Origin of the sequence: Pseudomonas sp. JDS08PS003, from assembly GCF_045013505.1 — a bacterium.
In the GTDB taxonomy this organism is placed as follows: Bacteria; Pseudomonadota; Gammaproteobacteria; order Pseudomonadales; family Pseudomonadaceae; genus Aquipseudomonas; species Aquipseudomonas protegens_B.
The window spans coordinates 2,045,786-2,071,499 of the sequence record NZ_CP120724.1 but is presented as its reverse complement, the minus strand read 5'-3'; the positions used below and the strand labels follow the sequence as shown (position 1 = coordinate 2,071,499).

At 59.3% G+C, this 25,714-nt stretch carries 24 protein-coding genes; 5 read left to right on the top strand and 19 right to left on the bottom strand.

Features of this window, described 5'->3' with window-relative positions:
* Nucleotides 1-39: 39 nt before the first annotated feature.
* On the bottom strand, nucleotides 40-492 hold the full coding sequence (locus P7C00_RS09435; RefSeq protein ID WP_346631942.1) for a PaaI family thioesterase: 453 nt from the start codon (nucleotides 490-492) through the stop codon (nucleotides 40-42).
* Nucleotides 489-965 (bottom strand): PaaI family thioesterase, encoded by a 477-nt coding sequence (locus P7C00_RS09430; protein ID WP_346631943.1) that lies wholly within the window; start codon nucleotides 963-965, stop codon nucleotides 489-491. Before P7C00_RS09430 ends, P7C00_RS09435 begins: the two co-directional genes overlap by 4 nt.
* A gap of 158 nt (nucleotides 966-1,123) precedes the next feature.
* Between P7C00_RS09430 and P7C00_RS09425 the strand changes: the two genes are divergently transcribed.
* On the top strand, nucleotides 1,124-1,375 hold the full coding sequence (locus tag P7C00_RS09425) for a hypothetical protein (RefSeq protein WP_016968094.1): 252 nt from the start codon (nucleotides 1,124-1,126) through the stop codon (nucleotides 1,373-1,375).
* Between the two features lie 117 nt (nucleotides 1,376-1,492).
* Here the strand turns inward: P7C00_RS09425 and P7C00_RS09420 are convergent, their stop codons facing one another.
* The 12 genes from P7C00_RS09420 to sdhC form a co-directional block, all read right to left on the bottom strand.
* Nucleotides 1,493-1,963, bottom strand: a complete 471-nt coding sequence (locus tag P7C00_RS09420) for a hypothetical protein (RefSeq protein WP_404938744.1) — start codon at nucleotides 1,961-1,963, stop codon at nucleotides 1,493-1,495.
* A gap of 51 nt (nucleotides 1,964-2,014) precedes the next feature.
* Nucleotides 2,015-2,752 carry a DUF599 family protein gene (locus tag P7C00_RS09415; protein ID WP_346631945.1) on the bottom strand — a complete coding sequence of 246 codons (738 nt, stop codon included), beginning with the start codon at nucleotides 2,750-2,752 and terminating at the stop codon, nucleotides 2,015-2,017.
* Between the two features lie 169 nt (nucleotides 2,753-2,921).
* Nucleotides 2,922-4,235 (bottom strand): branched-chain amino acid transport system II carrier protein, encoded by a 1,314-nt coding sequence (gene brnQ, locus P7C00_RS09410; RefSeq protein ID WP_346631946.1) that lies wholly within the window; start codon nucleotides 4,233-4,235, stop codon nucleotides 2,922-2,924.
* A gap of 462 nt (nucleotides 4,236-4,697) precedes the next feature.
* Nucleotides 4,698-5,579: a succinate--CoA ligase subunit alpha gene (gene sucD, locus P7C00_RS09405; RefSeq protein ID WP_003223019.1), complete on the bottom strand. Its 882-nt coding sequence runs from the start codon at nucleotides 5,577-5,579 to the stop codon at nucleotides 4,698-4,700.
* The gene (sucC, locus tag P7C00_RS09400) at nucleotides 5,579-6,745 is read right to left on the bottom strand and encodes an ADP-forming succinate--CoA ligase subunit beta (RefSeq protein ID WP_009047768.1); all 1,167 of its coding nucleotides are present in this window, start codon (nucleotides 6,743-6,745) and stop codon (nucleotides 5,579-5,581) included. The genes sucD and sucC overlap by 1 nt, the downstream gene beginning before the upstream one ends.
* 229 nt (nucleotides 6,746-6,974) lie before the next feature.
* Nucleotides 6,975-8,411 carry a dihydrolipoyl dehydrogenase gene (gene lpdA, locus P7C00_RS09395; protein WP_346631947.1) on the bottom strand — a complete coding sequence of 479 codons (1,437 nt, stop codon included), beginning with the start codon at nucleotides 8,409-8,411 and terminating at the stop codon, nucleotides 6,975-6,977.
* A 102-nt stretch (nucleotides 8,412-8,513) separates the two neighbouring features.
* Nucleotides 8,514-9,728: a 2-oxoglutarate dehydrogenase complex dihydrolipoyllysine-residue succinyltransferase gene (odhB, locus tag P7C00_RS09390; RefSeq protein ID WP_346631948.1), complete on the bottom strand. Its 1,215-nt coding sequence runs from the start codon at nucleotides 9,726-9,728 to the stop codon at nucleotides 8,514-8,516.
* 42 nt (nucleotides 9,729-9,770) lie between these two features.
* Nucleotides 9,771-12,602, bottom strand: a complete 2,832-nt coding sequence (locus tag P7C00_RS09385) for a 2-oxoglutarate dehydrogenase E1 component (protein ID WP_346631949.1) — start codon at nucleotides 12,600-12,602, stop codon at nucleotides 9,771-9,773.
* 263 nt (nucleotides 12,603-12,865) lie between these two features.
* On the bottom strand, nucleotides 12,866-13,570 hold the full coding sequence (locus tag P7C00_RS09380; protein WP_011060051.1) for a succinate dehydrogenase iron-sulfur subunit: 705 nt from the start codon (nucleotides 13,568-13,570) through the stop codon (nucleotides 12,866-12,868).
* A gap of 12 nt (nucleotides 13,571-13,582) precedes the next feature.
* Nucleotides 13,583-15,355 (bottom strand): succinate dehydrogenase flavoprotein subunit, encoded by a 1,773-nt coding sequence (sdhA, locus tag P7C00_RS09375; protein ID WP_102878886.1) that lies wholly within the window; start codon nucleotides 15,353-15,355, stop codon nucleotides 13,583-13,585.
* A gap of 3 nt (nucleotides 15,356-15,358) precedes the next feature.
* Nucleotides 15,359-15,727: a succinate dehydrogenase, hydrophobic membrane anchor protein gene (sdhD, locus tag P7C00_RS09370; RefSeq protein WP_011060049.1), complete on the bottom strand. Its 369-nt coding sequence runs from the start codon at nucleotides 15,725-15,727 to the stop codon at nucleotides 15,359-15,361.
* Nucleotides 15,721-16,107, bottom strand: coding sequence for a succinate dehydrogenase, cytochrome b556 subunit (gene sdhC, locus P7C00_RS09365; protein WP_015634665.1), 387 nt, complete (start codon nucleotides 16,105-16,107; stop codon nucleotides 15,721-15,723). The genes sdhD and sdhC overlap by 7 nt, the downstream gene beginning before the upstream one ends.
* Nucleotides 16,108-16,457: 350 nt before the next feature.
* Between sdhC and gltA the strand changes: the two genes are divergently transcribed.
* The gene (gltA, locus tag P7C00_RS09360; protein ID WP_011060047.1) at nucleotides 16,458-17,747 is read left to right on the top strand and encodes a citrate synthase; all 1,290 of its coding nucleotides are present in this window, start codon (nucleotides 16,458-16,460) and stop codon (nucleotides 17,745-17,747) included.
* A gap of 43 nt (nucleotides 17,748-17,790) precedes the next feature.
* Here gltA and P7C00_RS09355 read toward each other — a convergent pair whose 3' ends face one another.
* The 4 genes from P7C00_RS09355 to P7C00_RS09340 all read right to left on the bottom strand — a co-directional run bounded on the left by P7C00_RS09355 (nucleotide 17,791) and on the right by P7C00_RS09340 (nucleotide 21,057).
* Nucleotides 17,791-17,970, bottom strand: a complete 180-nt coding sequence (locus P7C00_RS09355) for a hypothetical protein (RefSeq protein ID WP_404938742.1) — start codon at nucleotides 17,968-17,970, stop codon at nucleotides 17,791-17,793.
* Nucleotides 17,971-18,048: 78 nt separating this feature from the next.
* Nucleotides 18,049-19,707 (bottom strand): cation acetate symporter, encoded by a 1,659-nt coding sequence (locus tag P7C00_RS09350; protein WP_346631950.1) that lies wholly within the window; start codon nucleotides 19,705-19,707, stop codon nucleotides 18,049-18,051.
* Nucleotides 19,704-20,015 (bottom strand): DUF485 domain-containing protein, encoded by a 312-nt coding sequence (locus tag P7C00_RS09345; protein WP_253125219.1) that lies wholly within the window; start codon nucleotides 20,013-20,015, stop codon nucleotides 19,704-19,706. Before P7C00_RS09345 ends, P7C00_RS09350 begins: the two co-directional genes overlap by 4 nt.
* 190 nt (nucleotides 20,016-20,205) lie before the next feature.
* Nucleotides 20,206-21,057: a glycine betaine ABC transporter substrate-binding protein gene (locus tag P7C00_RS09340; protein ID WP_346631951.1), complete on the bottom strand. Its 852-nt coding sequence runs from the start codon at nucleotides 21,055-21,057 to the stop codon at nucleotides 20,206-20,208.
* Nucleotides 21,058-21,387: 330 nt separating this feature from the next.
* Between P7C00_RS09340 and P7C00_RS09335 the strand changes: the two genes are divergently transcribed.
* Complete coding sequence (locus P7C00_RS09335) at nucleotides 21,388-22,941, top strand: beta (1-6) glucans synthase (RefSeq protein ID WP_404938740.1); 1,554 nt, start codon at nucleotides 21,388-21,390, stop codon at nucleotides 22,939-22,941.
* Nucleotides 22,942-22,972: 31 nt separating this feature from the next.
* Here the strand turns inward: P7C00_RS09335 and P7C00_RS09330 are convergent, their stop codons facing one another.
* Entirely contained in the window at nucleotides 22,973-23,338 is a 366-nt protein-coding gene (locus P7C00_RS09330) for a hypothetical protein (protein WP_404938738.1), read from the bottom strand.
* A 234-nt stretch (nucleotides 23,339-23,572) separates the two neighbouring features.
* On the opposite strand from P7C00_RS09330, the gene P7C00_RS09325 reads away from it, so the two are divergent.
* Complete coding sequence (locus P7C00_RS09325) at nucleotides 23,573-24,871, top strand: serine/threonine protein kinase (protein ID WP_404938736.1); 1,299 nt, start codon at nucleotides 23,573-23,575, stop codon at nucleotides 24,869-24,871.
* On the top strand, nucleotides 24,864-25,652 hold the full coding sequence (locus P7C00_RS09320; RefSeq protein ID WP_404938734.1) for a VacJ family lipoprotein: 789 nt from the start codon (nucleotides 24,864-24,866) through the stop codon (nucleotides 25,650-25,652). Before P7C00_RS09325 ends, P7C00_RS09320 begins: the two co-directional genes overlap by 8 nt.
* Nucleotides 25,653-25,714: the final 62 nt, after the last annotated feature.

Below are 25,714 nucleotides of genomic sequence, written 5' to 3'. Positions count from 1 at the left end.
CGGCGGGATGACATGAAAGTGGGGGTCGCTCGCAGGATTTCAAGGGGCAAGACTCTCTTCGATCTTGAAATGTGCCCTGGCGGTAGCAATTGGCTCATCAGCGGTGCTCTGCCAGGCCGTGATCGCGACATTGGCCACCCTCCTCCCCTGCCGGCACACCTGACAGCGAGCGAAGGTGTCGCGAAACTGCCCGGCACGCAGGTAGTCCAGGGAAAAATCGATGATCTTCGGCACCCCGGGCGAGCCGGTGAGAATCAGCAAATGCAAGGCCGCCGCCAACTCCATGAAACCGGCGATCACCCCGCCGTGCAGGGCCGGCAGCAGGGGGTTGCCGATATTGTCCTTATTGGCCGGCAGGCGAAACAGCAGCTCATCGCCCAGTGGCGTGCACTCGATGCCGATCAATTTGGCGTAGGGAATCTGCTCCAGCAACGCGCTGTAATCGCCCTGCTGGCGAACCTGATTCAACAGCGCTTGAAGGTCCACGCTCATGCCCGCTCCCCCTTGATGGAGCTGACGAACCCGCGGCTGCCCTTGAGACCTTTGCCCATGCGCATGAAGGTACCGACCACGTGCGCCACCGGGCGTTCGGGATCGTCCTGGTAGGCAAAGCCACGGGTGAAGATCACATCGGTGGTGACCCGGTAACACTGGGCAAAACCGTGCACATCGTGATGAGGCACTGCCGGATGCATATAGTCTATGCGCAGGTCCAGGGTCGGACACACCTCGAACTCCGGCAGCACGCACAAGGTAGCCATGCCACAGGCGCTGTCCATCAGCGTGGTCAGGGCACCGCCATGAATGATCCCGGTTTGCGGGTCACCGACAATCTGCGGGCTATAAGGCAAGGTCAGGGTCATGCCTTCTACAGAGGCGCTGTGCACCCTGATATCCAGCACCTGACAGTGGCGCAGGGCGGAAAGAAAGCGTGTCGCACGCTCGAAAATTGGGTTTTGCACCATGGCTAATGCCTCTTGTTATTGTCAGGAATGTGCATTGAATGAAGCAGACAAAAGTTCCGTGAAACGAATACTTAATATATCTGTGAGCCTCAAGGAACTTAAATCACAAGGCCATGATCGAAAGGCCAGTAGATATCTTCACTAAGGAGAAACACCCCATGCGTAAGACTTTAGCTATTGCCCTGATGCTGACCGCTTCCCTCGGTCTGGCTGCCTGCGACAAAAAATCCGAGGACAAAGCTCAAGATGCCAATCAACATGCTGAGCAAGCTCAACAAAAAATGAACGAAGCTCAGGATAAAGTGAACGAGGCAGCGAAAGAAAACGCCGAAGCCGCCAAAGATCAGGCTGAATCTAACAAGGCCGCTGCTGAAGAAAGCGCCAAGGAAGCAGCACCTAAAACCAACTAAGTCGGTTTTAGCGCAACACAAAAAAGCCCGCCAAGTGCGGGCTTTTTCTTGTCCGCAAAACAGCGGCTCGATACAACTGTGCTTAGTTGTCGAATATCTAACTAAGCACAATGAAGCTCAATATCCTGACTCCAGGAACAACTCGTCCTGACGCGGCTCTGCCTGCAACGGCTGTCCTGCCTCTCCATTGTCTGAAGACTCCAACGCATAGTGCAAGGAACTGGATGCGGGCAACAGCCTGATGGGAAAGTCGTAGTGGGCGGTAAAGGGTGCCAACCATTGGCGAGTCTGGTAATCGACCGCGGTGATTCTCATGTGGCAAGGGTGCGGAGTGTCCTGGGGCCCACGGCCGGCCAGCACCATCACCAGCTCCCAGTCGGTTGCCTGCTCGACCTGGAAGCGTCCGTCGTCGCCAGTCAGGAACTGCGCCCCACACAAGGCGCCCTTGGCCCCGGCGACTGGTCTGCCGCTCAATGCATCCACCACCTGGCCCCGCGCTTCGCCATTCAGATACAGGGTTTGCACCCGGCAGCCCGACAACAACATGAATGACAAGCACAGCCACATCAGGGCACGCGGATTGTTCATTGGCCAACTCCTTTTAACCGGGCAACAGATCAATCGATAAGTTCTCCCCACTCAAACTGCGTCTTTGGGGCTATCGGCCAAAGGCGGTTCTGTCGGGGTATAGACCATGACGTCAAGTACATCGGAATGAAACTCCCGCTGGTACAGGACAAATACCACGCCTGCACTCATCAGCATGAACAACCAGGGGCTGACGAACCAGGCCAGCATGGTCATGCCGAAATAGTAGGAACGCAGACCGAAGTTGAACTGGTTGGCCGCCATGGAAATCACCCGGGCTGCCCGCGAAGCAAACGCCTTGCGCTCCTGCTCGGAGACATGTCGCTCACCGATCATCGGCGCCGACCCCACCAAGACCGCGGCGAAGTTGTATTGGCGCATGCACCAACTGAACGTGAAAAAGGCATACACGAACACCAGCGCCAGGCACAGCAACTTGATCTCCGACATGCCCTGGGAGGCCTGCTGGACCATCGGAATGTCCGCCAGCAGCGACACCGCACGCTCCGATGCACCGAGCACAGTGAGGATGCCTGCCAGGATGATCAAGGTACTGGAGGCGAAGAACGAAGCGTTGCGTTCCAGGTTGCCGATCACACTGGCGTCGGCGATACGGTTGTCCCGCAGCAGCATGCGGCGCATCCAGTCCTCGCGGTACAGGTGCAGGACACTGGCCAGACAGGCCGTGTCCCGGCCCTTCCAGGAGGCGTAACGGGTATAGCCGCCCCAGCAGACGACGAACCACAGAGCGGCCAGTAGGTGAATCAGGTTGGCTTGGACGAACGACATGCAAATTCCTGTAAGGCGTTGGCAAAAGACAAGGACACTGCTTCGACGCCACGCCGAGGAAAAAGACACCGCCCAAGCCCCATAAAAAATGCCCCGTATCGATGGATACGGGGCATTGTTCTTGGCACTCAGGGACCGCTTGTGGCGGTCCCGATCCATCAGCGGCGGATCAAGCCAGGGCTTCGGCCGGCTTACCCAGAATACGGTCGAAGATCACCGCAACCGCCAGGATGATCACCGAAGGCACCAGCCAGGCCAGACCTTGCTCGCTCAACGGCAGGTGGGACAGCTGGCTAGGCAAGCCATCGGCCAGGCCGGCCCCCTTGAGCGCATCGATCAGACCGAACACGAAAGACACCAGCATCACCGGACCAACGATGCGCCGCTGGTCCCGCCAGAAGTCTTTGCAGAAGCTCAGGGCTACCAGGGCAATGCACGGCGGATAGATGGCGGTCAGCACCGGGATCGAGAAGGCGATCAGCTTGGTGAGGCCAAGGTTCGACACCAACAGCGAGAAGACCGCGAGGATCACTACCAGAGTCTTATAGGACAATGGTGTTACCCGGCTGAAATACTCGGCGCAGGCACAGGTCAGGCCCACGGCGGTCACCAGGCAAGCCAGGGAGATCAGTACCGCGAGGAAACCGCTGCCCAGGGAGCCAAAGGTGTGTTGTACATAGGCATGCAACACCGCCGCGCCATTGGTGGCACCAGCAGCCACTTCATGGCTGCCCGAACCGAGACGGAACAGACTGACATAAACCAGCGCCAGGCCGACCCCGGCGATCAGGCCGGCGATCACCGCATAGCGAGTGATCAGTCGAGGCGATTCGACCCCGCGCGAACGAATGGCGTTAACGATGACGATGCCGAACACCAGGGCGCCCAGGGTATCCATGGTCAGGTAGCCATTGATGAAGCCCTGGGAGAATGGTGCAGCAACGTACTCGGGCGTGGCCTCGCCGATGGTGCCGGCCGGCAAGGCAAACGCGGCGATGCCCAGCACTGCCAGGGCAATGATTTTCAGCGGTGCCAGGAAACGGCCAACGGTATCCAGCAGACGGCCCGGATACAGGGAGATGAAGAACACCAACAGGAAGTAGGCCGAGCTGTAGAGGAACAGTGCCAGCGGGCTCTCGCCGGTCAGTGGCGCCAGGCCCACTTCGAAGGACACGGTGGCAGTGCGCGGGGTGGCGAACAAAGGCCCCACTGCCAGGTAGCAGACGGCGGCCAGCACACCACCGGCGACTTTACCGATAGGACTGCTCAGGGCATCCATCGCGCCCCCGACCTTGGCCAGGGCGACCACGGTGATCACTGGCAGACCGACTGCCGTGATCAGAAAACCCAGCGCCGCCATCCAGACATGGGGTCCGGACTGCAAACCGACGATAGGAGGGAAAATGATGTTGCCAGCCCCGACGAACAGGGCAAAAGTCATGAAGCCGAGTGCCAGAATGTCCTGGCCTTTCAACACTTTCATTAAGGAAATACCACACTACTGAATCGGAATTTAGAGAGGGATTTCCCTTATGGGTGAGGGAAATGCTGTCAATCCGTATAAGACTGACCCGTTTAGCGCGCAGTTACCTTGTGGGCAGCAGACGCAAAAAGAGGCGGGTAGCCTACCGAATCTCCAAGACGAACGCACCGGCGCAGTGCGAATTTTCTGATATGCGACATTGGGATGTCGCATTTTCGAAATTATATTTCCATCGGGCTTAATCCCATCCCCGCACACCGGCCGGCATGCTGGGAGCCGAACCGTATAGAAACCGAATTGGCTAAGCGCGGCTTGTGTAGGAGCTGGCTTTCCAGCGCAGCCCTCCCCCAAGGCTGCATCGGACCTGAAGGCTTTTCGCCGGCAAGCCGTCCCCTACGCCAGAAAGCACAAAGGCCACCCGAAGGTGGCCTTTGCTGGTTTTGCGTCAGCTAAGCGCGAGGCTTACTTGACAGCCCAACCGGTCAGCTCGGCCAGGGCCTTGCCGATGTCTGCCAGCGAACGCACGGTTTTTACACCTGCGTCTTGCAGAGCAGCGAATTTCTCGTCTGCAGTGCCTTTGCCGCCAGAGATGATTGCGCCAGCATGGCCCATGCGCTTGCCCGGAGGAGCAGTCACACCAGCGATGTAGGAAACAACCGGCTTGGTCACGTGAGCCTTGATGTAGGCAGCCGCTTCTTCTTCAGCCGAACCACCGATCTCACCGATCATCACGATCGCTTCGGTCTTCGGGTCTTCCTGGAACAGCTTCAGGATGTCGATGAAGTTGGAGCCTGGGATCGGGTCACCACCGATGCCGACGCAGGTGGACTGACCGAAACCGGCGTCAGTGGTCTGCTTCACAGCTTCGTAAGTCAGGGTGCCGGAACGGGAAACGATACCGACCTTGCCTGGCAAGTGAATGTGACCTGGCATGATGCCGATCTTGCATTCGCCTGGAGTGATCACGCCTGGGCAGTTAGGGCCGATCAGGGTAACACCCAGCTCGTCGCACTTAACTTTAGCGTCCAGCATGTCCAGGGTAGGAATGCCTTCGGTGATGCAGACGATCAGCTTGATGCCGCCGAAAGCAGCTTCCAGGATCGAGTCCTTGCAGAAAGGAGCCGGAACGTAGATCACGCTGGCGGTGGCGCCAGTGGCAGCTACAGCGTCTTTCACGGTGTTGAACACTGGCAGACCCAGGTGTTCGGTGCCGCCTTTGCCAGGAGTTACGCCACCAACCATCTTGGTGCCGTATTCGATGGCTTGCTGGGTGTGGAAACTACCTTGCGAACCGGTAATGCCCTGGCAGATAACTTTGGTGTCTTTATTGATCAGGACGCTCATTATTTGCCCTCCGCAGCTTTGACAACTTGTTGAGCAGCGTCGGTCAGGCTGGTAGCAGCGATGATGTTCAAGCCGCTTTCTGCCAGTACTTTAGCGCCCAGTTCAGCGTTGTTGCCTTCAAGGCGAACAACAACCGGGATTTTCACGCCGACTTCTTTCACGGCGCCGATGATGCCTTCGGCAATCATGTCGCAGCGAACGATGCCGCCGAAGATGTTGACCAGTACTGCAGCGACGTTGGTGTCGGACAGGATGATCTTGAAGGCTTCGGTCACACGCTCTTTGGTAGCACCACCGCCCACGTCGAGGAAGTTGGCTGGCTTACCGCCGTGCAGGTTGACGATGTCCATGGTACCCATGGCCAGGCCGGCACCGTTGACCATGCAGCCGATGTTGCCTTCCAGGGCTACGTAGTTCAGTTCGAACTTGGCAGCGTGCGCTTCGCGCGGATCGTCTTGCGACGGATCGTGGAAAGTCTTCAGCTTAGGCTGACGGTACATGGCGTTGGCGTCGATGTTGATCTTGGCGTCCAGGCAGTGCAGATCGCCGTCAGCCTTGATCACCAGCGGGTTCACTTCCAGCAGGGCCAGATCGTGATCCTGGAACAGTTTGGCCAGACCAACGAAGATCTTGGCGAACTGGGCAACTTGCTTGCCTTCCAGACCCAGCTGGAAAGCCAGCTCGCGGCCCTGGAATGGCTGAGCGCCAACCAGTGGATCGATAGTGGCTTTGAGAATTTTTTCTGGAGTGTCGTGAGCGATTTTCTCGATGTCCACGCCACCTTCGGTGGAAGCCATGAACACGATGCGACGGCTCGAACGGTCAACGACAGCGCCCAGGTACAGCTCTTTAGCGATATCAGTGCACGATTCAACCAGGATCTTGGTGACAGGCTGGCCATTGGCATCAGTCTGATAGGTCACCAGACGCTTGCCCAACCACTGCTGAGCGAATGCCTTAGCGTCTTCTTTGCTGCGAACCAGCTTAACGCCGCCCGCTTTACCGCGACCACCGGCGTGAACCTGGGCTTTGACAACCCACTCGGAGCCGCCGATTTTGTCGCAAGCTTCTGCTGCTTCTTCCGGGGTGTCTACCGCGTAGCCTTTGGATACTGGCAGGCCGTATTCAGCGAACAGCTGCTTACCCTGATACTCGTGAAGATTCATGCTTTTTACCGTCTTCGTTAGGTACTGCGCATTCGGCGCTGCGCTCAAGATTGAGTGCCGCACCACCTGTGACCGCTACTCTCAAACCAGCGCCACACCTGAACCCGGAGCCTGGGCCCCGGTCCAGTGTGTGGCGCTACCCTGAGAGGTCGAGTCCAGCGGATATTCCGCGGTGAGTCTTGCGCACAAGGCTCACGACGGGCCAACCGCCGTGGTTTCTTATTATTGCTTAGCGTTTCTTGCGGTTGGCAATGTGGATGGCAGTGCCATTCACAGCCAGAGCTGCTTCGTGCAGGGCTTCGGACAGGGTCGGATGGGAGAAAACCATCATGCCCAGGTCTTCGGCGCTGGTGCCGAATTCCATGCCGATCGCACCTTGCTGAACCAGTTCCGCAGCGCTTGGGCCAATCACGTGGACGCCCAATACGCGGTCAGTCTTGGCATCGGCGATGACTTTGACGAAACCGCCGGTGTCGTTGGCTGCCATGGCACGGCCGCTGGCGGCAAACGGGAAGGTGCCGACGTTAACTTCAACGCCTTCAGCTTTCAAGGCCTGCTCGGTTTTACCGACCCATGCAATTTCCGGGTGAGTATAGATAACCGAAGGGATCAGGTCATAGTTCATCTGGGCTTTGTGGCCCTTGATGCGCTCGGCAACCATGATGCCCTCTTCCGAGGCCTTGTGAGCCAGCATCATGCCGCGCACCACGTCACCGATGGCGTAGACGCCCGGTACGGTAGTAGCGCAGTGATCGTCAACGTGCACAAAACCGCGCTCGTCGAGGGTCACGCCGCAGTCGGCGGCCAGCAGATCGGTGGTCACCGGACGGCGACCAACGGCTACGATCAGCTTGTCGAAAGTGATGGTCTGTTCGCCGTTGGCATCGGTGTAGGTCACTACGACTTCTTCGCCGTTGACCTTGGAGCCGGTCACGCGAGCGCCCAGCTTGATGTCCAGACCCTGTTTGGTCAGGGTTTTCAGCGCTTCCTTGGAGACAGCGGCATCAGCGGCCATCAGGAAGGTGTCGAGGGCTTCCAGGACGGTCACTTGCGCGCCCAGGCGCGACCAGACCGAACCCAGCTCCAGACCGATCACGCCAGCGCCGATCACGCCCAGACGTTTTGGTACGGATTGGAATTCCAGAGCGCCGGTGGAGTCGACGATGACATTCTGATCGACCGGAGCCGGTGGAATGTCGATTGGACGTGAGCCTGGAGCCAGGATGACGTTTTCGGCTTCGATGACTTCAACCGAACCGTCAGCCTTGGTGACTTCGACTTTCTTGCCAGCCAGCAGTTTGCCGTGGCCCTGAATCGAGGTGACGCCGTTGGCTTTGAACAGGGTGGCAACACCGCTGGTCAGGCCTTTGACGATGTTGGCCTTGCGACCCACCATGGCCGGTACGTCCATGGTCACGCCAGCATGGTTGATGCCGTGGATGGCAAAACCGTCCTGGGCTTCGTGGAATTTCCAGGAGCTGTCCAGCAGCGCCTTGGAAGGAATGCAACCGACGTTCAGACAAGTACCACCGAGGGCCAGCTTGCCCTCTTTATCGGTGTACTTCTCGATGCAAGCGGTGGTGAAACCGAGTTGTGCGGCCTTGATTGCGGCGACATAACCGCCTGGGCCCGCGCCAATCACTACCACGTCGAATTTCTGAGTCATAAAAAGGTTCCTTTTAACGGCAAGCTAGAAGCCGCAAGCCGCAAGCTGGAGCCTCCGGCCCTGAGGGCCCGAGGCGAATCGCTTACAGCTTGCAGCTGCTTTTTAGATGTCCAGGAGCAGACGCGCTGGGTCTTCCAGCAGGTTCTTGATGGTCACCAGGAACGTCACGGCTTCTTTACCGTCGATCAGACGGTGATCGTAGGACAGCGCCAGGTACATCATCGGACGGATTACCACCTGACCGTTGATTGCCATAGGACGTTGCAGGATGTTGTGCATGCCCAGGATCGCTGCTTGCGGCGGGTTAACGATCGGGGTCGACATCATCGAACCGAAGGTACCACCGTTGGTGATGGTGAAAGTACCACCTGTCATCTCTTCCATCGACAGCTTGCCGTCGCGGGCCTTCTTGCCGAAGGTGGCGATGCCGCCTTCGATTTCAGCCAGGCTCATCAGTTCGGCGTTGCGCAGAACCGGAACCACCAGGCCACGGTCGCTGGACACCGCAACACCGATGTCGGCGTAGCCGTGGTAGACGATGTCGGAACCGTCGATCGAAGCGTTGACCGCAGGGAAACGCTTCAGCGCTTCGGTGGCAGCCTTGACGAAGAACGACATGAAGCCCAGGCGTACGCCGTTGTGGGACTTCTCGAACAGGTCCTTGTACTTCGAACGCAGGGCCATGACTTCGGTCATGTCGACTTCGTTGAAGGTGGTCAGCATTGCCATGTTCGATTGAGCTTCAACCAGACGCTCGGCAACCTTGGCACGCAGGCGTGTCATAGGTACGCGCTTCTCGACGCGATCGCCGGCAGCGAAGACTGGAGCAGCAGCGGCTGGAGCCGGAGCCTTGGCAGGCGCGGCAGCCGGAGCGGCTTTCTTGGCGGCAACAGCAGCCACCACGTCTTCCTTGGTCACACGACCGCCTTTGCCGGTGCCGGCAACGGAAGCGATGTTGATGCCGTTCTCTTCAGCCAGCTTGCGCGCGGCTGGAGCAGCGATTGGATCGTCTTCGCCTTCAGCGGCAGCAGCAGCGGCCGGAGCGGCAGCAGCAGGAGCAGGAGCAGCGGCAGCAGCTGCGCCTTCAACGATGGAGCCCAGAACTTCGTCGGACAGAACGGTGTCGCCTTCGTTCTTGACGATAGCGCCCAGTACGCCGTCAGCGGTGGCCAGAACTTCCAGCACAACCTTGTCAGTCTCGATGTCGACGATCAGTTCGTCGCGCTTGACGGCCTCGCCCGGTTGTTTGTGCCAGGTGGCAACGGTGCCATCGGCAACCGATTCCGGGAAAGTGGGGGCTTTGATCTCGATAGCCATTATCTGTGGTTCCTTAAATTCGGTTTCAGGTGCGCGAAGGCGTTAAACAGTGAAGGCATCTTGCAGCAGTTTTTCCTGCTGCTCAGCGTGCATCGATGCGTAACCACAAGCTGGGGCAGCAGAAGCGTCACGGCCCGCGTACTCGAGTACGAGCGACTTGTTGTGACCGCTGATGATGCGACGCATGTGATGCTGGCTGCAGTACCAGGCACCCTGGTTCATCGGCTCTTCCTGACACCAAACGATGTGTTTGAGGTTTTTGTACGGAGCCAGGACTTCGATCAGGTCGTCCTCAGGGAATGGGTACAGTTGCTCGATACGCACGATAGCGATGTCGTCACGACCTTCGGCACGGCGTTTTTCCAACAGGTCGTAGTAGACCTTGCCGCTACACAGAACGATGCGACCCACGTCTTTCGGATCCTGGGCATCGATTTCCGGAATAACGGTCTGGAACGAACCTTCCGCCAGATCTTCCAGGGTCGAGATGGCCAGTTTATGACGCAGCAGCGACTTCGGTGTCAGCACGACCAGAGGCTTGCGCAGCGGACGAATCACCTGACGGCGCAGCAAGTGGTAGATCTGAGCCGGCGTGGTCGGTACGCACACCTGGATGTTGTGCTCGGCGCACAGCTGCAGGTAACGCTCCAGACGAGCCGAGGAGTGCTCAGGGCCCTGACCTTCATAACCGTGTGGCAGCAGCATGGTCAGACCGCAGAGACGGCCCCACTTGTGCTCGCCGCTGGTGATGAACTGGTCGATCACCACTTGGGCACCGTTGGCGAAGTCGCCGAACTGGGCTTCCCAGATCACCAGCGCGTTAGGCGTGGTGGTCGAGTAGCCGTATTCGAATGCCAGTACCGCTTCTTCCGACAGGAAGGAGTCGTACAGGTCGAAGCGCGGCTGACCGTCGAACAGGTGCTGCAGCGGGATGTAGGTGCTGGCATCTTTCTGGTTGTGCAAAACCGCGTGGCGGTGCGAGAAAGTACCGCGGCCGATGTCCTGGCCGGTCATGCGGATCGGGTGACCTTCGAACGCCAGGGTCGCGTACGCCATGGTTTCGGCGTAACCCCAGTTGATCGGCAGGCCGCCGGCTTGCATTTTCTGACGGTCTTCGTAGATCTTCGCGACCTGACGCTGAACCACGAAGCCTTCTGGCAGCTCCAGCAGCTTGGCGGACAGTTCCTGCAGGGTCTTGAGATCGAAGGTGGTGTCGTGACGTGCGGTCCAGGTGTGGCCCAGGTACGGGCGCCAGTCCACGAACAACTCTTTGTTCGGTTCCTTGACCAGGCTCTTCACTACGTGCAGACCGTTGTCCAGCGCATTGCGGTATTCGTCGACTTTCGCCTGAACACGCTCTGCGTCGAGCACACCGCTCTGGGTCAGACGATCGGCATACAGCTCACGGGTGGTGCGCTGCTTGGTGATCTGCTGATACATCAGAGGCTGGGTGCCGCTCGGCTCGTCGGCCTCGTTGTGGCCGCGACGACGGTAGCAGACCAGGTCGATTACCACGTCGCGCTTGTACTGCATGCGGTAGTCGATGGCCAGCTGGGTCACGAACAACACGGCTTCCGGATCATCACCATTCACATGGAGGATCGGCGCCTGGATCATCTTCGCAACGTCGGTAGCGTACTCGGTGGAGCGCGAGTCCAGCGGGTTGCTGATGGTGAAACCAACCTGATTGTTGATCACGATGTGCACAGTGCCACCGGTACGGAAACCGCGGGTCTGGGACATCTGGAAGGTTTCCATCACCACGCCCTGACCGGCAAATGCCGCGTCACCGTGGATCGAGATCGGCAGAACCTTGTCGCCGGTCTGGTCGTTGCGACGATCCTGACGGGCGCGCACCGAACCTTCGACCACTGGCGAAACGATTTCCAGGTGGGACGGGTTGAACGCCATGGCCAGGTGAACTTCACCGCCGGCAGTCATCACGTTGGACGAGAAGCCCTGGTGATACTTAACGTCACCGGAACCCAGCTCGACCTTCTTCTTGCCTTCGAACTCGTCGAACAACTCGCGCGGGTTCTTGCCGAAAGTGTTGACCAGCACGTTGAGACGGCCACGGTGGGCCATGCCGATCACGACTTCCTTGGTGCCGTAGGAACCGGAACGCTGGATCAGTTCGTCGAGCATCGGAATCAGGCTCTCGCCGCCTTCCAGACCGAAACGCTTGGTGCCCGGGTATTTGGTACCCAGGTATTTTTCCAGGCCTTCGCCGGCGGTGACGCGCTCGAGCAGGTGGCTCTTGATGTCGGCGGAATAGGTCGGACGGCCGCGTACGCTTTCCAGACGCTGCTGGAACCACTGACGCTGCTCGGAATCGGTGATGTGCGTGAATTCAGCGCCGATGGTGCGGCAATATGTCTGCTGCAACGCTTCGTGAATTTCGCGTAGGCTCGCTTCCTCTTTGCCGATGAACAGGTCGCCGGCACGGAAGGTCGTATCAAGATCGGCATTGGTCAAGCCGTAATGATTGATCGACAGGTCTGCAGGTGCAGGACGCTGCCACAGCCCCAGCGGGTCCAGCTGGGCTGCCTGGTGGCCACGCATCCGATAGGCCTGGATCAATCGCAGCACTTCAACTTGCTTCTTCTCGTGCTCACTGCTCACGCTCCCGGCGGATACCGGTTGGGCGCGGCGCTGGTTCTTTGCCAGCAAGACGAAATGATCGCGAATTGTCGAGTGCGAAACATCGATGGCAGTGCTGCCGTCGGTAGGCAACTTCTGAAAGTAAGTGCGCCACTCTTCTGGCACAGCGTTAGGGTCGTGCAGGTAGAGCTCGTAGAGCTCTTCCACATAGGCAGCGTTACTACCGGATAGGTAGGCGCTGTTCCACATGCGCTGCATCACGCTTTCTTGCATGCTTGGTCACCCTCGGTTAGGGGAACACCACCGGCGAAGACACCGAGCAAGCTTGCAGAAGTCCGAATGCAGCGACCAAAACAAGCCACTTAGGATCACGCTGATAGTCCGGGTACCAGCCCGGATGCCCCTGCTTGTCTCATTTCTTCAAAAATAAGAGCAGCCACTTTGTGAGCTGCTGCTCAGGTTAGAGCCATGACGCGGGTTGAAGCCCGCGCCTTGGCTTTTACGGGTACAGCGGTCCTACGGGTACAACAGCTGAATCACACGCCACTCTGCAGCAACATGTTACGAATGTGACCGATGGCCTTAGTCGGGTTCAGACCCTTCGGACAAACGTTGACGCAGTTCATGATCCCCCGGCAGCGGAATACGCTGAACGGGTCATCCAGGGAAGCCAGACGCTCGGACGTCTTGGTATCACGGCTGTCTGCCAGGAAGCGATAGGCTTGCAGCAGAGCAGCTGGACCCAGGAACTTGTCCGGGTTCCACCAGAAGGACGGGCAAGAGGTCGAGCAGCAAGCGCACAGGATGCACTCGTACAGACCGTCAAGCTTCTCGCGCTCTTCCGGAGACTGCAGACGCTCGATGGCCGGAGCCGGCGTATCGTTCTGCAGGAATGGCTTCACCTTCTCGTATTGCTTGTAGAAGATGCTCATATCGACGACCAGGTCACGGATAACCGGCAGACCTGGCAGCGGACGAACAACCAGCTTGTTCTTCTTGACCACGGCGGACAGCGGCGTGATGCACGCCAGGCCGTTCTTGCCGTTGATGTTCATGCCATCGGAACCGCAAACGCCTTCACGGCAGGAACGACGATAGGAGAAACCCTCGTCCTGCTCTTTGATCAGCGCCAACACGTCCAGCACCATCAAGTCCTTGCCACCGGTGTCGACCTGGAAAACCTGGGTTTTCGGAGCCGAGTCGGTGTCAGGGTTGTAACGATAAACTTCAACTTGCAACATATCGATCACCCTTTAGTAAGTCCGGACTTTTGGTTCGAAAGTCGGAACAGTCTTCGGCGAGAAGTTGACCGCACGCTTGGCAACGCGCTTCTCACCCGGGAAGTACAGGGTGTGGCACAGCCAGTTTTCGTCGTCACGGTCTTCAAAGTCTTCACGGGCGTGAGCGCCGCGAGACTCTTTACGCACTTCGGCAGCGATGGCAGTGGCTTCAGCCACTTCCAGCAGGTTCTGCAGCTCAAGTGCTTCGATACGCGCAGTGTTGAAAGCTTGAGACTTGTCGTTGATCTTGACGTTGGCGATACGCTCGCGCAGCTCAGCCAGCTGAGCAATACCCTTCTGCATGTATTCGCCGGTACGGAATACACCGAAGTAGTTCTGCATGCAGTTCTGCAGCTCGCGGCGCAGGGTTGCGACGTCTTCACCGGTGGTGCGCTCATTGAGCTTGGCCAGGCGGTTCAGAGCAACGTCGACGTCGGTGTCGCTGGCATCGCGGTATTCGATACCGTCGGTCAGCGCTTTTTCCAGGTGCAGGCCAGCTGCACGACCGAACACCACCAGGTCCAGCAGCGAGTTGCCGCCCAGACGGTTGGCGCCGTGAACCGATACGCAAGCCACTTCACCCACTGCGAACAGGCCAGGGATGATGGTGTCTTCGCCAGCAGCGTTCTGAGTGATCGCCTGACCATGAATGTTGGTGGCGACGCCGCCCATCATGTAGTGGCAGGTTGGAACGACCGGAACCGGAGCAACGACCGGATCAACGTGTGCAAAGGTCTTGGACAGTTCGCAGATACCAGGCAGGCGGCTGTGCAGCACTTCCTCACCCAGGTGATCGAGCTTGAGCATCACGTGATCGCCATTCGGACCACAGCCGTTGCCGGCGATGATTTCCTTGACCATGGAGCGCGCTACAACGTCGCGACCAGCCAGGTCTTTGGCGTTCGGGGCATAACGCTCCATGAAACGCTCGCCGTGCTTGTTGATCAGGTAACCGCCTTCACCGCGGCAGCCTTCAGTCACCAGTACACCGGCGCCGGCGATGCCGGTCGGGTGGAACTGCCACATTTCGATGTCTTGCACAGGAACGCCGGCACGCAGCGCCATGCCTACACCGTCACCGGTGTTGATCAGCGCGTTGGTGGTGGAAGCGTAGATACGACCAGCACCGCCGGTAGCCAGAACGGTGGCTTTGGAGCGGATGTAGGTGGTTTCGCCGGTTTCGATGCAGATAGCGATCACGCCGACAAAGGCGCCGTCCTGGTTCTTGACCAGATCAACCGCGTACCACTCGTTGAGGAACGTGGTACCGGCTTTCAGGTTGCCCTGATAAAGGGTGTGCAGCAGTGCGTGACCGGTACGGTCGGAAGCTGCGCAGGTACGAGCAGCCTGGCCGCCCTTACCGTAATCCTTGGATTGACCACCGAAAGGACGCTGATAGATACGACCGGTTTCGGTACGGGAGAACGGCAGACCCATGTGGTCCAGCTCGAAGACCGCAGCCGGGCCTTCCTGACACATGTATTCGATAGCGTCCTGGTCACCGATGTAGTCGGAGCCCTTGACGGTATCGTACATGTGCCAGCGCCAGTCATCGTTCGGGTCCGCCGAGGCGATCGCGCAAGTGATGCCGCCCTGGGCAGACACAGTGTGCGAACGGGTCGGGAACACCTTGGTGATCACTGCAGTCTTGTGGCCGCCCTGGGCCAGCTGCAATGCGGCACGCATGCCGGCGCCGCCGCCGCCAATGATGATGGCGTCGAAAGAAATGGTTGGAATGTTAGCCATGAATCAGATACCCCAGAGAATCTGCACACCCCAGACGAAGTAAGCGAACATCGCAACGCCGCATACTGCCTGGAAAAGGAAACGTACTGCTGTCGCCGACTTGCCCAGCGCCATCGGCGTCAGGTAGTCAGTCGAGATGGTCCACATGCCGACCCAGGCGTGAGCGCCCAGGGCCACCATGGCCAGCAGACTGAAGATACGCATCCAGTTGTTTGCGAACAGGCCATGCCACTGGGTGTAGTCAATGCCCGGATTCGCTACGAGGTATCCAATCAGGAAAATGAAATAAGCCGCGAGAACGACCGCAGACACACGCTGTGCCATCCAGTCATAAAGGCCCGAACGCGACAGGTTCGTAACGCTGGTTACCATATCCAAACTCCCGCCAGAACGATTACCACCACGGATACGGCGATAACGATTTTCGAGCCCAGCTTGCCGCCTTCCAGCGTCTCACCGATGCCCATGTCCATAATCAGATGGCGTACACCGGCCACCAAGTGATACAGCAAGGCGGACAGGAGGCCCCATGCAACGAATTTGGCCAGCGGACTGGTCAAGCACGCCTTCACCTCGGCATAGCCTTCCTCGGAGCCCAGGGATTTGCTCAATGCGTAAAGCATGATGCCGATGCCCAGGAAGAGGATGATGCCGGAAACACGGTGAAGAAACGACGTAACGCCGGTGATGGGGAGTTTGATGGTCCTTAGGTCTAGGTTTACAGGTCGTTGGCTATTCACGGCTTTTTTCACACTGAAGAGCCCCTAACAATCAGGGCAAAGTTGTTGGGGAGTGCACTGGTCAGGTAACCACTACCCAGGGAGTGCGACCCCCAATAAAGCGGGCCCAGAAGCCTACGGAGGTCGGTGGCCGAGTATAGACAGTTAGGCTACTAATGACAACGCAAACACCTTCCCCTAATAGCTGATTGCGTTAGCCTTATAAAAGGCGTAAATGGCAGTGAATTTCGCTAAAAAATCCCTCCCAAAGCCTTCTGGGACAAGACTTTAGGCAAATTGACATTCAGATTTATCTCACTATAGTGGTGCGGGCCCTGCGTGGGGGGTCTGTCTGATGATTTCAAGCATAAATAGGAGGCCACATGGCTGACAAAAAAGCGCAGTTGATCATCGAGGGCGCAGCCCCCGTCGAGCTGCCCATTTTAACCGGCACCGTTGGTCCCGATGTAATTGATGTTCGGGGCCTGACGGCCACGGGCCGCTTCACTTTTGACCCGGGTTTCATGTCGACCGCCTCCTGCGAGTCGAAAATCACCTATATCGACGGCGACAACGGCATTCTGTTGCACCGCGGCTACCCGATCGAACAACTGGCTGAAAAGTCGGACTATCTGGAAACCTGCTACCTGCTGCTCAACGGTGAATTGCCCACCGCCGAACAGAAAGCCCAGTTCGTCAGCACCGTGAAGAACCACACCATGGTTCACGAGCAGTTGAAGAGCTTCTTCAACGGTTTCCGCCGCGACGCCCACCCAATGGCGGTGATGTGCGGCGTAGTGGGTGCACTCTCGGCGTTCTACCACGACTCCCTGGACATCAATAACCCGCAGCATCGCGAAATCTCCGCTGTGCGCCTGGTAGCCAAGATGCCGACCCTGGCAGCGATGGTTTACAAGTACTCCATGGGTCAGCCGATGATGTATCCGCGCAACGACCTGTCGTACGCGGAAAACTTCCTGCACATGATGTTCAACACCCCGTGCGAGATCAAACCGATCAGCCCGGTGCTGGCCAAGGCAATGGACCGGATCTTCATCCTCCACGCCGACCACGAACAGAACGCCTCGACTTCCACCGTACGCCTTGCCGGCTCTTCGGGTGCCAACCCGTTCGCCTGTATCGCTGCCGGTATCGCCGCGCTCTGGGGCCCTGCCCACGGCGGCGCCAACGAAGCCGTGCTGACCATGCTCGACGAAATTGGCGATGTATCGAACATCGACAAGTTCATCGCCAAGGCCAAGGACAAGAACGATCCGTTCAAACTCATGGGCTTCGGCCACCGCGTGTATAAAAACCGCGACCCGCGCGCCACCGTGATGAAGCAGACCTGCGACGAAGTCCTGAAAGAACTGGGCATCAACAACGATCCTCAGCTCGAACTGGCCATGCGCCTGGAAGAAATCGCCCTGACCGATCCGTACTTCATCGAACGCTCCCTGTACCCGAACGTCGACTTCTACTCGGGGATCATCCTCAAGGCGATCGGCATTCCGACCAGCATGTTCACCGTGATCTTCGCCCTGGCGCGTACCGTCGGCTGGATCTCCCACTGGAAAGAAATGCTCTCCAGCCCTTACAAGATCGGCCGTCCTCGTCAGCTGTACACCGGCTACGAATCGCGCGACATCACCAAGCTGGAAGACCGCAAGTAAGACCTGCCTTGCGCACACGTCTTAGCTGCACCGGATACGGCCTCTAACAGAGGTCGTATTTGTTTCTGCCCTCCTCCTCCTCCTCCTCCTCCTCCTCCTCCTCCTCCTCCTCCTCCTCCTCCTCCTCCTCCTCCTCCTCCTCACGACACCAATACACCCGTAGGAGCCGGCTTGCCGGCGAAGAGGCCCTCCAGCCCCACACACCACCACCACCGACAGGCAAAAAAAATGCCCCGGTCTCTCGACCAGGGCATTTCGCTACTACACCGCCTCTATATAGAAGCCGCTACACAGGACCCACTCAGTGCGACACCGCCCCACTGGCGCCCAGGCCGGTCTGCGAACGCACGAACTGCGGGAAGAACAAGGCCCGCTCATTGGCCGCCGAAGCCGACTTGTCAGTGATGGAGAAGAACCAGATACCGACAAAGGCAATGATCATCGAGAACAGCGCTGGGTACTCGTACGGGAAGATCGCCTTCTCATGATGCAGGATCTGCACCCAGATGGTCGGGCCGAGAACCATCAATGCCACGGCGCTGACCAGACCCAGCCAGCCGCCAATCATGGCGCCACGGGTGGTGAGCTTCTTCCAGTACATGGAGAGCAGCAGCACCGGGAAGTTGCAACTGGCTGCGATGGAGAACGCCAGGCCCACCATGAACGCAATGTTCTGGCTTTCGAAGAGAATCCCCAGGCCGATGGCCAGCACGCCCAAGGCCACGGTCGTGATCTTGGAAACGCGAATCTCATCCTTGTCGTTGGCCTTGCCCTTCTTGATCACACTGGCATAGAGGTCATGAGACACCGCCGAAGCACCTGCCAGGGTCAGGCCTGCCACTACCGCCAGAATGGTGGCGAAGGCCACCGCCGAGATGAAGCCGAGGAACACGCTGCCACCCACCGCATTGGCCAGGTGCACCGCCGCCATGTTGTTGCCACCCAGCAAGGCGCCTGCGGCATCCTTGAAGGCCGGATTGGTGCTCACCAGCAGGATTGCGCCAAAGCCGATGATGAAGGTCAGGATGTAGAAGTACCCGATGAAGCCAGTGGCGTAGAGCACGCTCTTACGGGCTTCCTTGGCATCGCTCACAGTGAAGAAGCGCATCAGGATGTGCGGCAGGCCGGCAGTACCGAACATCAGCGCAAGCCCCAGGGAGAACGCCGATATCGGGTCCTTCACCAGACCGCCAGGGCTCATGATCGCCTCACCTTTGGGGTGAACCTTGATCGCCTCGGAGAACAGGGTGTTGAAATCGAAGTTGACGTGCTTCATCACCATCAGCGCCATGAAGGACGCACCGGACAGCAGCAGCACCGCCTTGATGATCTGTACCCACGTGGTGGCCAGCATGCCGCCGAACAGCACATACAGGCACATCAGGATCCCCACCAGGATCACCGCCACATGGTAGTCGAGACCGAACAGCAACTGGATCAGCTTGCCGGCCCCTACCATCTGCGCGATCAGGTAGAACGCCACCACCACCAGCGAACCACAGGCCGATAGGGTGCGGATCTGAGTCTGCCCGAGGCGATAGGACGCCACGTCAGCAAAGGTGTACTTGCCCAGGTTACGCAGGCGCTCGGCGATCAGGAACAGAATGATCGGCCAGCCCACCAGGAAACCGATGGAGTAAATCAGTCCGTCATAGCCGGAGGTGAACACCAGCGCGGAGATCCCCAGGAAGGACGCCGCCGACATGTAGTCACCGGCAATCGCCAGGCCGTTCTGGAAACCGGTGATCTTGCCACCGGCGGCGTAATAGTCGGCAGCTGACTTGTTGCGCTTGGAGGCCCAGTAGGTGATGCACAAAGTGGCACCGACGAAGACCACGAACATCGCAATCGCCGAGACGTTGAGGGGTTGCTTGTGGACTTCACCGGTCAAAGCGTCTGCGGCCCAGAGGGCGGGAGCGAAAGCGGCAAGACCGAGTGCTGCGAATAGACGTCGGATCATTGCTGAGCCTCCTTCAGGATCGCATTGTTCAGGTCATCGAACTCGCCGTTGGCGCGTCGCACATAGATGGCCGTCAGGATGAAGGCCGAGACAATCAAGCCGACACCAATGGGAATACCCCAGGTGATGGATGAAGTTGGACTGAGTTTGGCGCCCAGGATCTGCGGACCGTAAGCGATCAACAGAATGAAGCCCGAGTAAAGCCCAAGCATGATCGCCGAGAGAATCCAGGCGAACCGCTCTCGCTTACTGACCAGCTCCTTGAAACGCGGACTGTTTTGAATCGAGAGGTAAATGCTGTCGTTCATTGTTTTTATCCTCGCAGCACAGATTTTAGGTAGAACCTAATCCACTCTATGCGGCTGTGAGGCAGGTTCCAGACGACCTTAGTATTAGAACGACATTAGCCACCTCGCCAGCTTTCCACCCCAAAAAACACAAGGCCGCCCGCTGATTTCAGCGGGCGGCCTCGCAACCCTTGTTCTAGACGCCTGGCGACTATTTAGCTGTCCACTCGGCAACCCGATCCGGGTGCTTGCTCACCCAGTCCTTGGCCGCCACATCCGGTTTTGCGCCGTCTTGGATGGCCAGCATGACTTCGCCGATTTCATCCTTCGACGCCCACTGGAACTTCTTCAGGAACGCTGCCACTTCCGGCGCCTTCTTCTCCAGGCCCTTGCTGCCGATGCTGTTGACGGTTTCAGCGGCGCCATACACGCCTTTCGGGTCTTCGAGGAAGCGCAGTTTCCACTTGGCGAACATCCAGTGCGGCACCCAGCCGGTCACGGCGATGGATTCCTGCTTCTCTTCGGCACGGGTCAATTCGGCGATCATCGCCGCACCGGAACTGGCCTGCAGCTTGTAGTCCAGGCCGTAATCCTTGATCGCCTGGTCAGTCTTGAGCATCACGCCGGACCCGGCGTCGATGCCGACAATCTTGTTCTTGAAGCTGGTATCGGTCTTGAGGTCCTCGATGGTCTTGGCCTTGACATACTCCGGCACGATCAAGCCGATCTTGGCGTCCTTGAAGTTGGGACCGTAGTCCACCACCTTGTCCTTGTTCTTGGTCCAGTACTCGCCGTGGGTCACTGGCAACCAGGCCGAGAGCATGGCGTCGAGCTTGCCGGTGGCCACGCCCTGCCACATGATCCCGGTCGCCACCGCTTGCAGTTTGACGTCATAACCGAGCTTCTGCTTGATCACCTCCGCCGCCACATAGGTCGTCGCCACGCTGTCGGACCAGCCGTCGACGTAGCCGATGCTCAGGGTTTTGCTGTCGGCACTGGCCAGAGTGGAGCTGATGGCAAGTACCAGTGCGGCACCTGCGCCTAAGAGTCGTCGCATCTTCATCGTTACTTCCCCGAAAAGTGCAGTGCCAGGCGGCTGCCGGGCACGTCAACGTATGGTTATGGTGCTCAGCGCCCCCATCACGCCTCACCGCGAACGCGTTCGATCATCAGCGGAGTACTGATGCTTCGATCATCAACCCGCCACCGCCCGCGACCTGCTCTGCCTGCGACCTCAAGGCAACCAGCAACGACATCAGATAGCCAGTAACCAGGCGCTGCGACCACTCCAACAAAGGGCCCGCCCAAACTTTGCATGTCAAAATCATGCGAGCCACCAAGCTGTGGACAAATGCGGGTAAGATGCCCCGCTTTGTTCCACTACGGCCTGACCATGCCCGCCACAGCCCGCTTCCCCACCCTTGCTTATCTGTTCGCCTGCCTGCTCGGCCTGCTGGCCCTTTGTGGCTACTGGTACGGCCTTGGCCGGCCGGTGTCGCTGCCGGACGTCGCCAGCGCCAGCCACAAACTGCAATGCGCCTCCTACACGCCATTCGACAAGGACCAATCGCCCTTCGACCAGCCGTTCAAACTGCGCCCCGAACGCATGGACGCCGACCTGGCACTGCTGGCCACGCGCTTCGAATGCATCCGCACCTATTCCATGACCGGCCTCGAAGCCCTGCCTGAGCTGGCGCGCAAGCACGGCCTGAAGCTGATGATCGGCGCCTGGGTCAATAGCAACCCGGTGGACACCGAGAAGGAAATCGACCTGCTGATCGCCTCGGCCAATGCCGACCCGGATGTCGTCAGCGCGGTGATCGTCGGCAACGAGGCATTACTGCGCAAGGAAGTCACCGGCCCGCAATTGGCACGGTTGATCCTCAAGGTCAAGGCCGGGGTCAAGCAGCCGGTCACCTATGCCGATGTCTGGGAGTTCTGGCTCAAGCACCCGGAAATCGCACCAACGGTAGACTTCCTCACCATTCACCTGCTGCCGTACTGGGAAGACGACCCCTCGAACATCGATGCGGCCCTGAACCACGTGGCCGAGGTACGCCAGGTCTTCGGCAACCGTTTTGCCCCCAAGGACGTGCTGATCGGTGAAACCGGCTGGCCCAGCGAAGGCCGCCAGCGGGAAACCGCACTGCCGAGCCGGGTCAACGAGGCCAAGTTTATTCGCGGCTTCGTAGCCCTGGCAGAACAGAACGGCTGGCATTACAACCTGATCGAAGCCTTCGATCAGCCCTGGAAACGTGCCAGCGAAGGCGCTGTCGGCGGTTACTGGGGATTGTTCGATGCCGATCGCCAGGACAAGGGCATCCTCGCAGGCCCGGTGTCCAATCTGCCTTACTGGCCACAATGGCTGGGCGCGGGCGCAGTGATATTCCTCGGCACCCTGATCCTGGGTGGCGGGGTTCGCGGTCGACGTGCTGCGCTGCTACTGCCGCTGCTGGGCGCACTGGCGGCCTGCACCATCGGTACCTGGGGCGAACTGGCGCGGGTCACCAGCCGCTTCACTGGCGAATGGTGCTGGGCCGGACTGCTGCTGGGCCTGAACCTGCTGATTCTGGCCCATGCCGCCCTGGCCTTGAGCCCTCGCGAAGGCTGGCGCCTGCGGGCCTTCAATGCCCTGGAAAAGCGTGCAGGCTGGTTGCTGGCAACGGCAGGGTTCGCCGCTGCAGTGATGATGCTGGAACTGGTGTTCGACCCGCGCTACCGCAGCTTCCCGAGTGCCGCCCTGCTGCTGCCGGCAGTGGTCTACCTGTGCCGCCCGGTGCGAGTGCCACGCCGCGAAATCGCCCTGCTGACCTTTATCCTGGGTGCCGGTATCGCTCCGCAGCTGTATCAGGAAGGCCTGGCCAACCAGCAGGCCTGGGGCTGGGCCTTGGTCAGCCTGCTGATGGTGGCCGCGCTATGGCGCAGTCTAAGGGCTCGCATCGCCTGACCCTCATCCCGGCCGCAGGCAAAACCTGCGGCTAGGGCCTGGCGGCGCGCACCAGGCGCAAGGCTGCAATCACCACCGCGAACACCGCCAGCGTGGTGTTGTACAAGGCCAGGGCCGGAATACCCACCAGCAAGGCCAACACCGCCAGCCCCCAGCCAGCACGACCGGGCACGACAAACCCCAGCAGCGCCGCGCCCAAGGCACTCCAGCCCAGCACCTTGAAGTGGATCATCCAGCCCAGGCTGGAACGTAGCGAACACTCCCAGCGACCGGCCTCATCGACACAGACGCCCACCCACCGAGCATCCTCCATAAAGCCATAGCGCAGGCCATAACTGGCAGCCAGCCACAGCGGCAGGACACCGAGCAGCAGAATCACGGGAAGGCGGCGGGACATGAAACACTCCGAACAATCAAAACGGCGCCCAGCATAATCGTCCACGGACGCTTGGCAAGCGCGACGCACAGATAACTGTTCAGCAAATAGCGGCAAAGTGTATCGTCCGGCTACTATCACCTCCCAGCAGGCCTGTGGCCGGGGTTATTTGTGCCCACCCATGGCACTTCGGCAGCAGCGCGGTGGTCATAGCCTGCGAACCTCATTCGGTACCTTCCTTCTAGGGATACAGTCATGCTTCGTTCCTTGCGCTTCGCTGCCCTGTTCGGCGGCCTTATCCTGAGTGCGTCCGCACTGGCGGTGGATGTCGACCCGGCCAGCTATGGCTACCCGTTGACCAACCCCTTTGAAGCCACCATCGCCACCACCCCCCCGGAGCTGCGCCCGGAACTTCCCGCCAACGATGACATCCATCAGTCCGACTACAGCCTGAACCTGCGGCCGGAGCGCGAGTTCATCCTCCCGGACAATTTCTGGGCGGTGAAGAAGCTCACCTACCGCATCGCCACCCAGGACCACGCCGCGCCACTGATCTTCCTGATCGCCGGTACCGGTGCGCGCTACGACAGCAGCCTCAACGAGTACCTGAAGAAGCTCTACTACAAGGCCGGCTACCATGTGGTGCAGCTGTCCTCGCCCACCAGCTTCGACTTCATCAGTGCCGCCTCGCGCTTCGCCACCCCCGGGGTGAGCCAGGAAGACGCCGAAGACATGTACCGGGTCATGCAGGCCGTACGGGCCCAGCACCCCAAGCTGCCGATCACCGAGTTCTACCTCACCGGCTACAGCCTCGGCGCCCTGGACGCAGCATTCATCAGCAAGCTGGATGAGACCCGACGCAGTTTCAACTTCAAGAAGGTGCTGCTGCTCAACCCGCCGGTCAACCTCTATACCTCGATCACCAACCTCGACAAGCTGGTACAGACCGAGGTCAAGGGCATCAACAACAGCACCACCTTCTATGAACTGGTGCTGGGCAAGCTGACCCGCTACTTCCAGCAGAAGGGCTACATCGACCTCAACGACGCCCTGCTCTATGACTTCCAGCAGTCCAAGCAACATCTGACCAACGAGCAGATGGCCATGCTGATCGGTACCTCCTTCCGCTTCTCGGCAGCGGACATCGCCTTCACCTCGGACCTGATCAACCGCCGCGGCCTGATCATTCCGCCCAAGTACCCGATCCGCGAAGGCACCAGCCTTACCCCGTTCCTCAAGCGCGCCCTGCAGTGCGACTTCGACTGCTACCTGACCGAACAGGTGATCCCGATGTGGCGCGCCCGCACCGACGGCGGCAGCCTGCTGCAACTGATCGACCAGGTCAGCCTCTATGCCCTGCAGGACTACCTCAAGGCCAGCCCGAAGATCGCCGTGATGCACAACGCCGACGACGTGATCCTCGGCCCCGGCGACCTGGGCTTCTTGCGCAAGACCTTTGGCGACCGCCTGACCGTCTACCCCCATGGCGGCCATTGCGGCAACCTCAACTACCGCGTCAACAGCGACGCCATGCTGGAGTTCTTCCGTGGCTAAACATCTCCTGCTTATCGCTGCGTTGCTCTGCGCAGGCTATACCCAAGCCGACAACAGCAAGGCCCACACCCCCACGGTTCACGACCCCGACGGCTTCACCGAGCCGTTGAAGAAACTCAAGTTCAACCCGGGGCTGGACCAGCGCGAGTTCGAGCGTTCGACCCTCAATGCCCTGAATATCTATGACCCGCTGGAGTCATGGAACCGTCGGGTCTACCACTTCAACTACCGCTTCGATCAGTGGGTGTTCCTGCCGGTGGTGGACGGTTACCGCTATGTGACCCCGAGCTTCCTGCGCACCGGGGTCAGCAATTTCTTCAATAATCTCGGCGACGTCCCGAACCTGATGAACAGCCTGTTGCAGTTCAAGGGCCAGCGGTCGATGGAAACCACGGCGCGCCTGCTGCTCAACACCACCATCGGCGTTGCCGGCCTGTGGGACCCGGCCACCAAGATGGGCCTGCCACGCCAGAGCGAAGATTTCGGCCAGACCCTGGGCTTCTATGGCGTACCCGGCGGCGCCTATCTGGTGCTGCCGATCCTCGGCCCGTCAAACCTGAGGGACACGGCCGGACTGGCAGTGGACTACACCGCCGAATCGGCGATCAACTTCCTCAACGTCTCGGAAGTCAGCAGCAACCACCCCGAGATCTGGGTGCTGCGTGGTGTCGACAAGCGCTACCAGACCAGCTTCCGCTATGGCCAGCTGAACTCGCCGTTCGAATACGAGAAGGTGCGCTACGTGTACACCGAATCGCGCAAACTGCAGATCGCCGAGTAGTCTGCGTCCCGCCCGCCCCGCCCATCTGGCGGGGCACTGCCGCCCCTCCCGCTTCAAGCCAC

What these genes read in the sequence shown, in the direction of transcription:
- P7C00_RS09435 (WP_346631942.1), bottom strand. Translation starts at nt 492, where the DNA reads ATGAGCGTGGACCTTCAAGCGCTGTTGAATCAGGTTCGCCAGCAGGGC.
- P7C00_RS09430 (WP_346631943.1), bottom strand. Translation starts at nt 965, where the DNA reads ATGGTGCAAAACCCAATTTTCGAGCGTGCGACACGCTTTCTTTCCGCC.
- P7C00_RS09425 (WP_016968094.1), top strand. Translation starts at nt 1,124, where the DNA reads ATGCGTAAGACTTTAGCTATTGCCCTGATGCTGACCGCTTCCCTCGGT.
- P7C00_RS09420 (WP_404938744.1), bottom strand. Translation starts at nt 1,963, where the DNA reads ATGAACAATCCGCGTGCCCTGATGTGGCTGTGCTTGTCATTCATGTTG.
- P7C00_RS09415 (WP_346631945.1), bottom strand. Translation starts at nt 2,752, where the DNA reads ATGTCGTTCGTCCAAGCCAACCTGATTCACCTACTGGCCGCTCTGTGG.
- brnQ (WP_346631946.1), bottom strand. Translation starts at nt 4,235, where the DNA reads ATGAAAGTGTTGAAAGGCCAGGACATTCTGGCACTCGGCTTCATGACT.
- sucD (WP_003223019.1), bottom strand. Translation starts at nt 5,579, where the DNA reads ATGAGCGTCCTGATCAATAAAGACACCAAAGTTATCTGCCAGGGCATT.
- sucC (WP_009047768.1), bottom strand. Translation starts at nt 6,745, where the DNA reads ATGAATCTTCACGAGTATCAGGGTAAGCAGCTGTTCGCTGAATACGGC.
- lpdA (WP_346631947.1), bottom strand. Translation starts at nt 8,411, where the DNA reads ATGACTCAGAAATTCGACGTGGTAGTGATTGGCGCGGGCCCAGGCGGT.
- odhB (WP_346631948.1), bottom strand. Translation starts at nt 9,728, where the DNA reads ATGGCTATCGAGATCAAAGCCCCCACTTTCCCGGAATCGGTTGCCGAT.
- P7C00_RS09385 (WP_346631949.1), bottom strand. Translation starts at nt 12,602, where the DNA reads ATGCAAGAAAGCGTGATGCAGCGCATGTGGAACAGCGCCTACCTATCC.
- P7C00_RS09380 (WP_011060051.1), bottom strand. Translation starts at nt 13,570, where the DNA reads ATGTTGCAAGTTGAAGTTTATCGTTACAACCCTGACACCGACTCGGCT.
- sdhA (WP_102878886.1), bottom strand. Translation starts at nt 15,355, where the DNA reads ATGGCTAACATTCCAACCATTTCTTTCGACGCCATCATCATTGGCGGC.
- sdhD (WP_011060049.1), bottom strand. Translation starts at nt 15,727, where the DNA reads ATGGTAACCAGCGTTACGAACCTGTCGCGTTCGGGCCTTTATGACTGG.
- gltA (WP_011060047.1), top strand. Translation starts at nt 16,458, where the DNA reads ATGGCTGACAAAAAAGCGCAGTTGATCATCGAGGGCGCAGCCCCCGTC.
- P7C00_RS09350 (WP_346631950.1), bottom strand. Translation starts at nt 19,707, where the DNA reads ATGATCCGACGTCTATTCGCAGCACTCGGTCTTGCCGCTTTCGCTCCC.
- P7C00_RS09345 (WP_253125219.1), bottom strand. Translation starts at nt 20,015, where the DNA reads ATGAACGACAGCATTTACCTCTCGATTCAAAACAGTCCGCGTTTCAAG.
- P7C00_RS09340 (WP_346631951.1), bottom strand. Translation starts at nt 21,057, where the DNA reads ATGAAGATGCGACGACTCTTAGGCGCAGGTGCCGCACTGGTACTTGCC.
- P7C00_RS09335 (WP_404938740.1), top strand. Translation starts at nt 21,388, where the DNA reads ATGCCCGCCACAGCCCGCTTCCCCACCCTTGCTTATCTGTTCGCCTGC.
- P7C00_RS09330 (WP_404938738.1), bottom strand. Translation starts at nt 23,338, where the DNA reads ATGTCCCGCCGCCTTCCCGTGATTCTGCTGCTCGGTGTCCTGCCGCTG.
- P7C00_RS09325 (WP_404938736.1), top strand. Translation starts at nt 23,573, where the DNA reads ATGCTTCGTTCCTTGCGCTTCGCTGCCCTGTTCGGCGGCCTTATCCTG.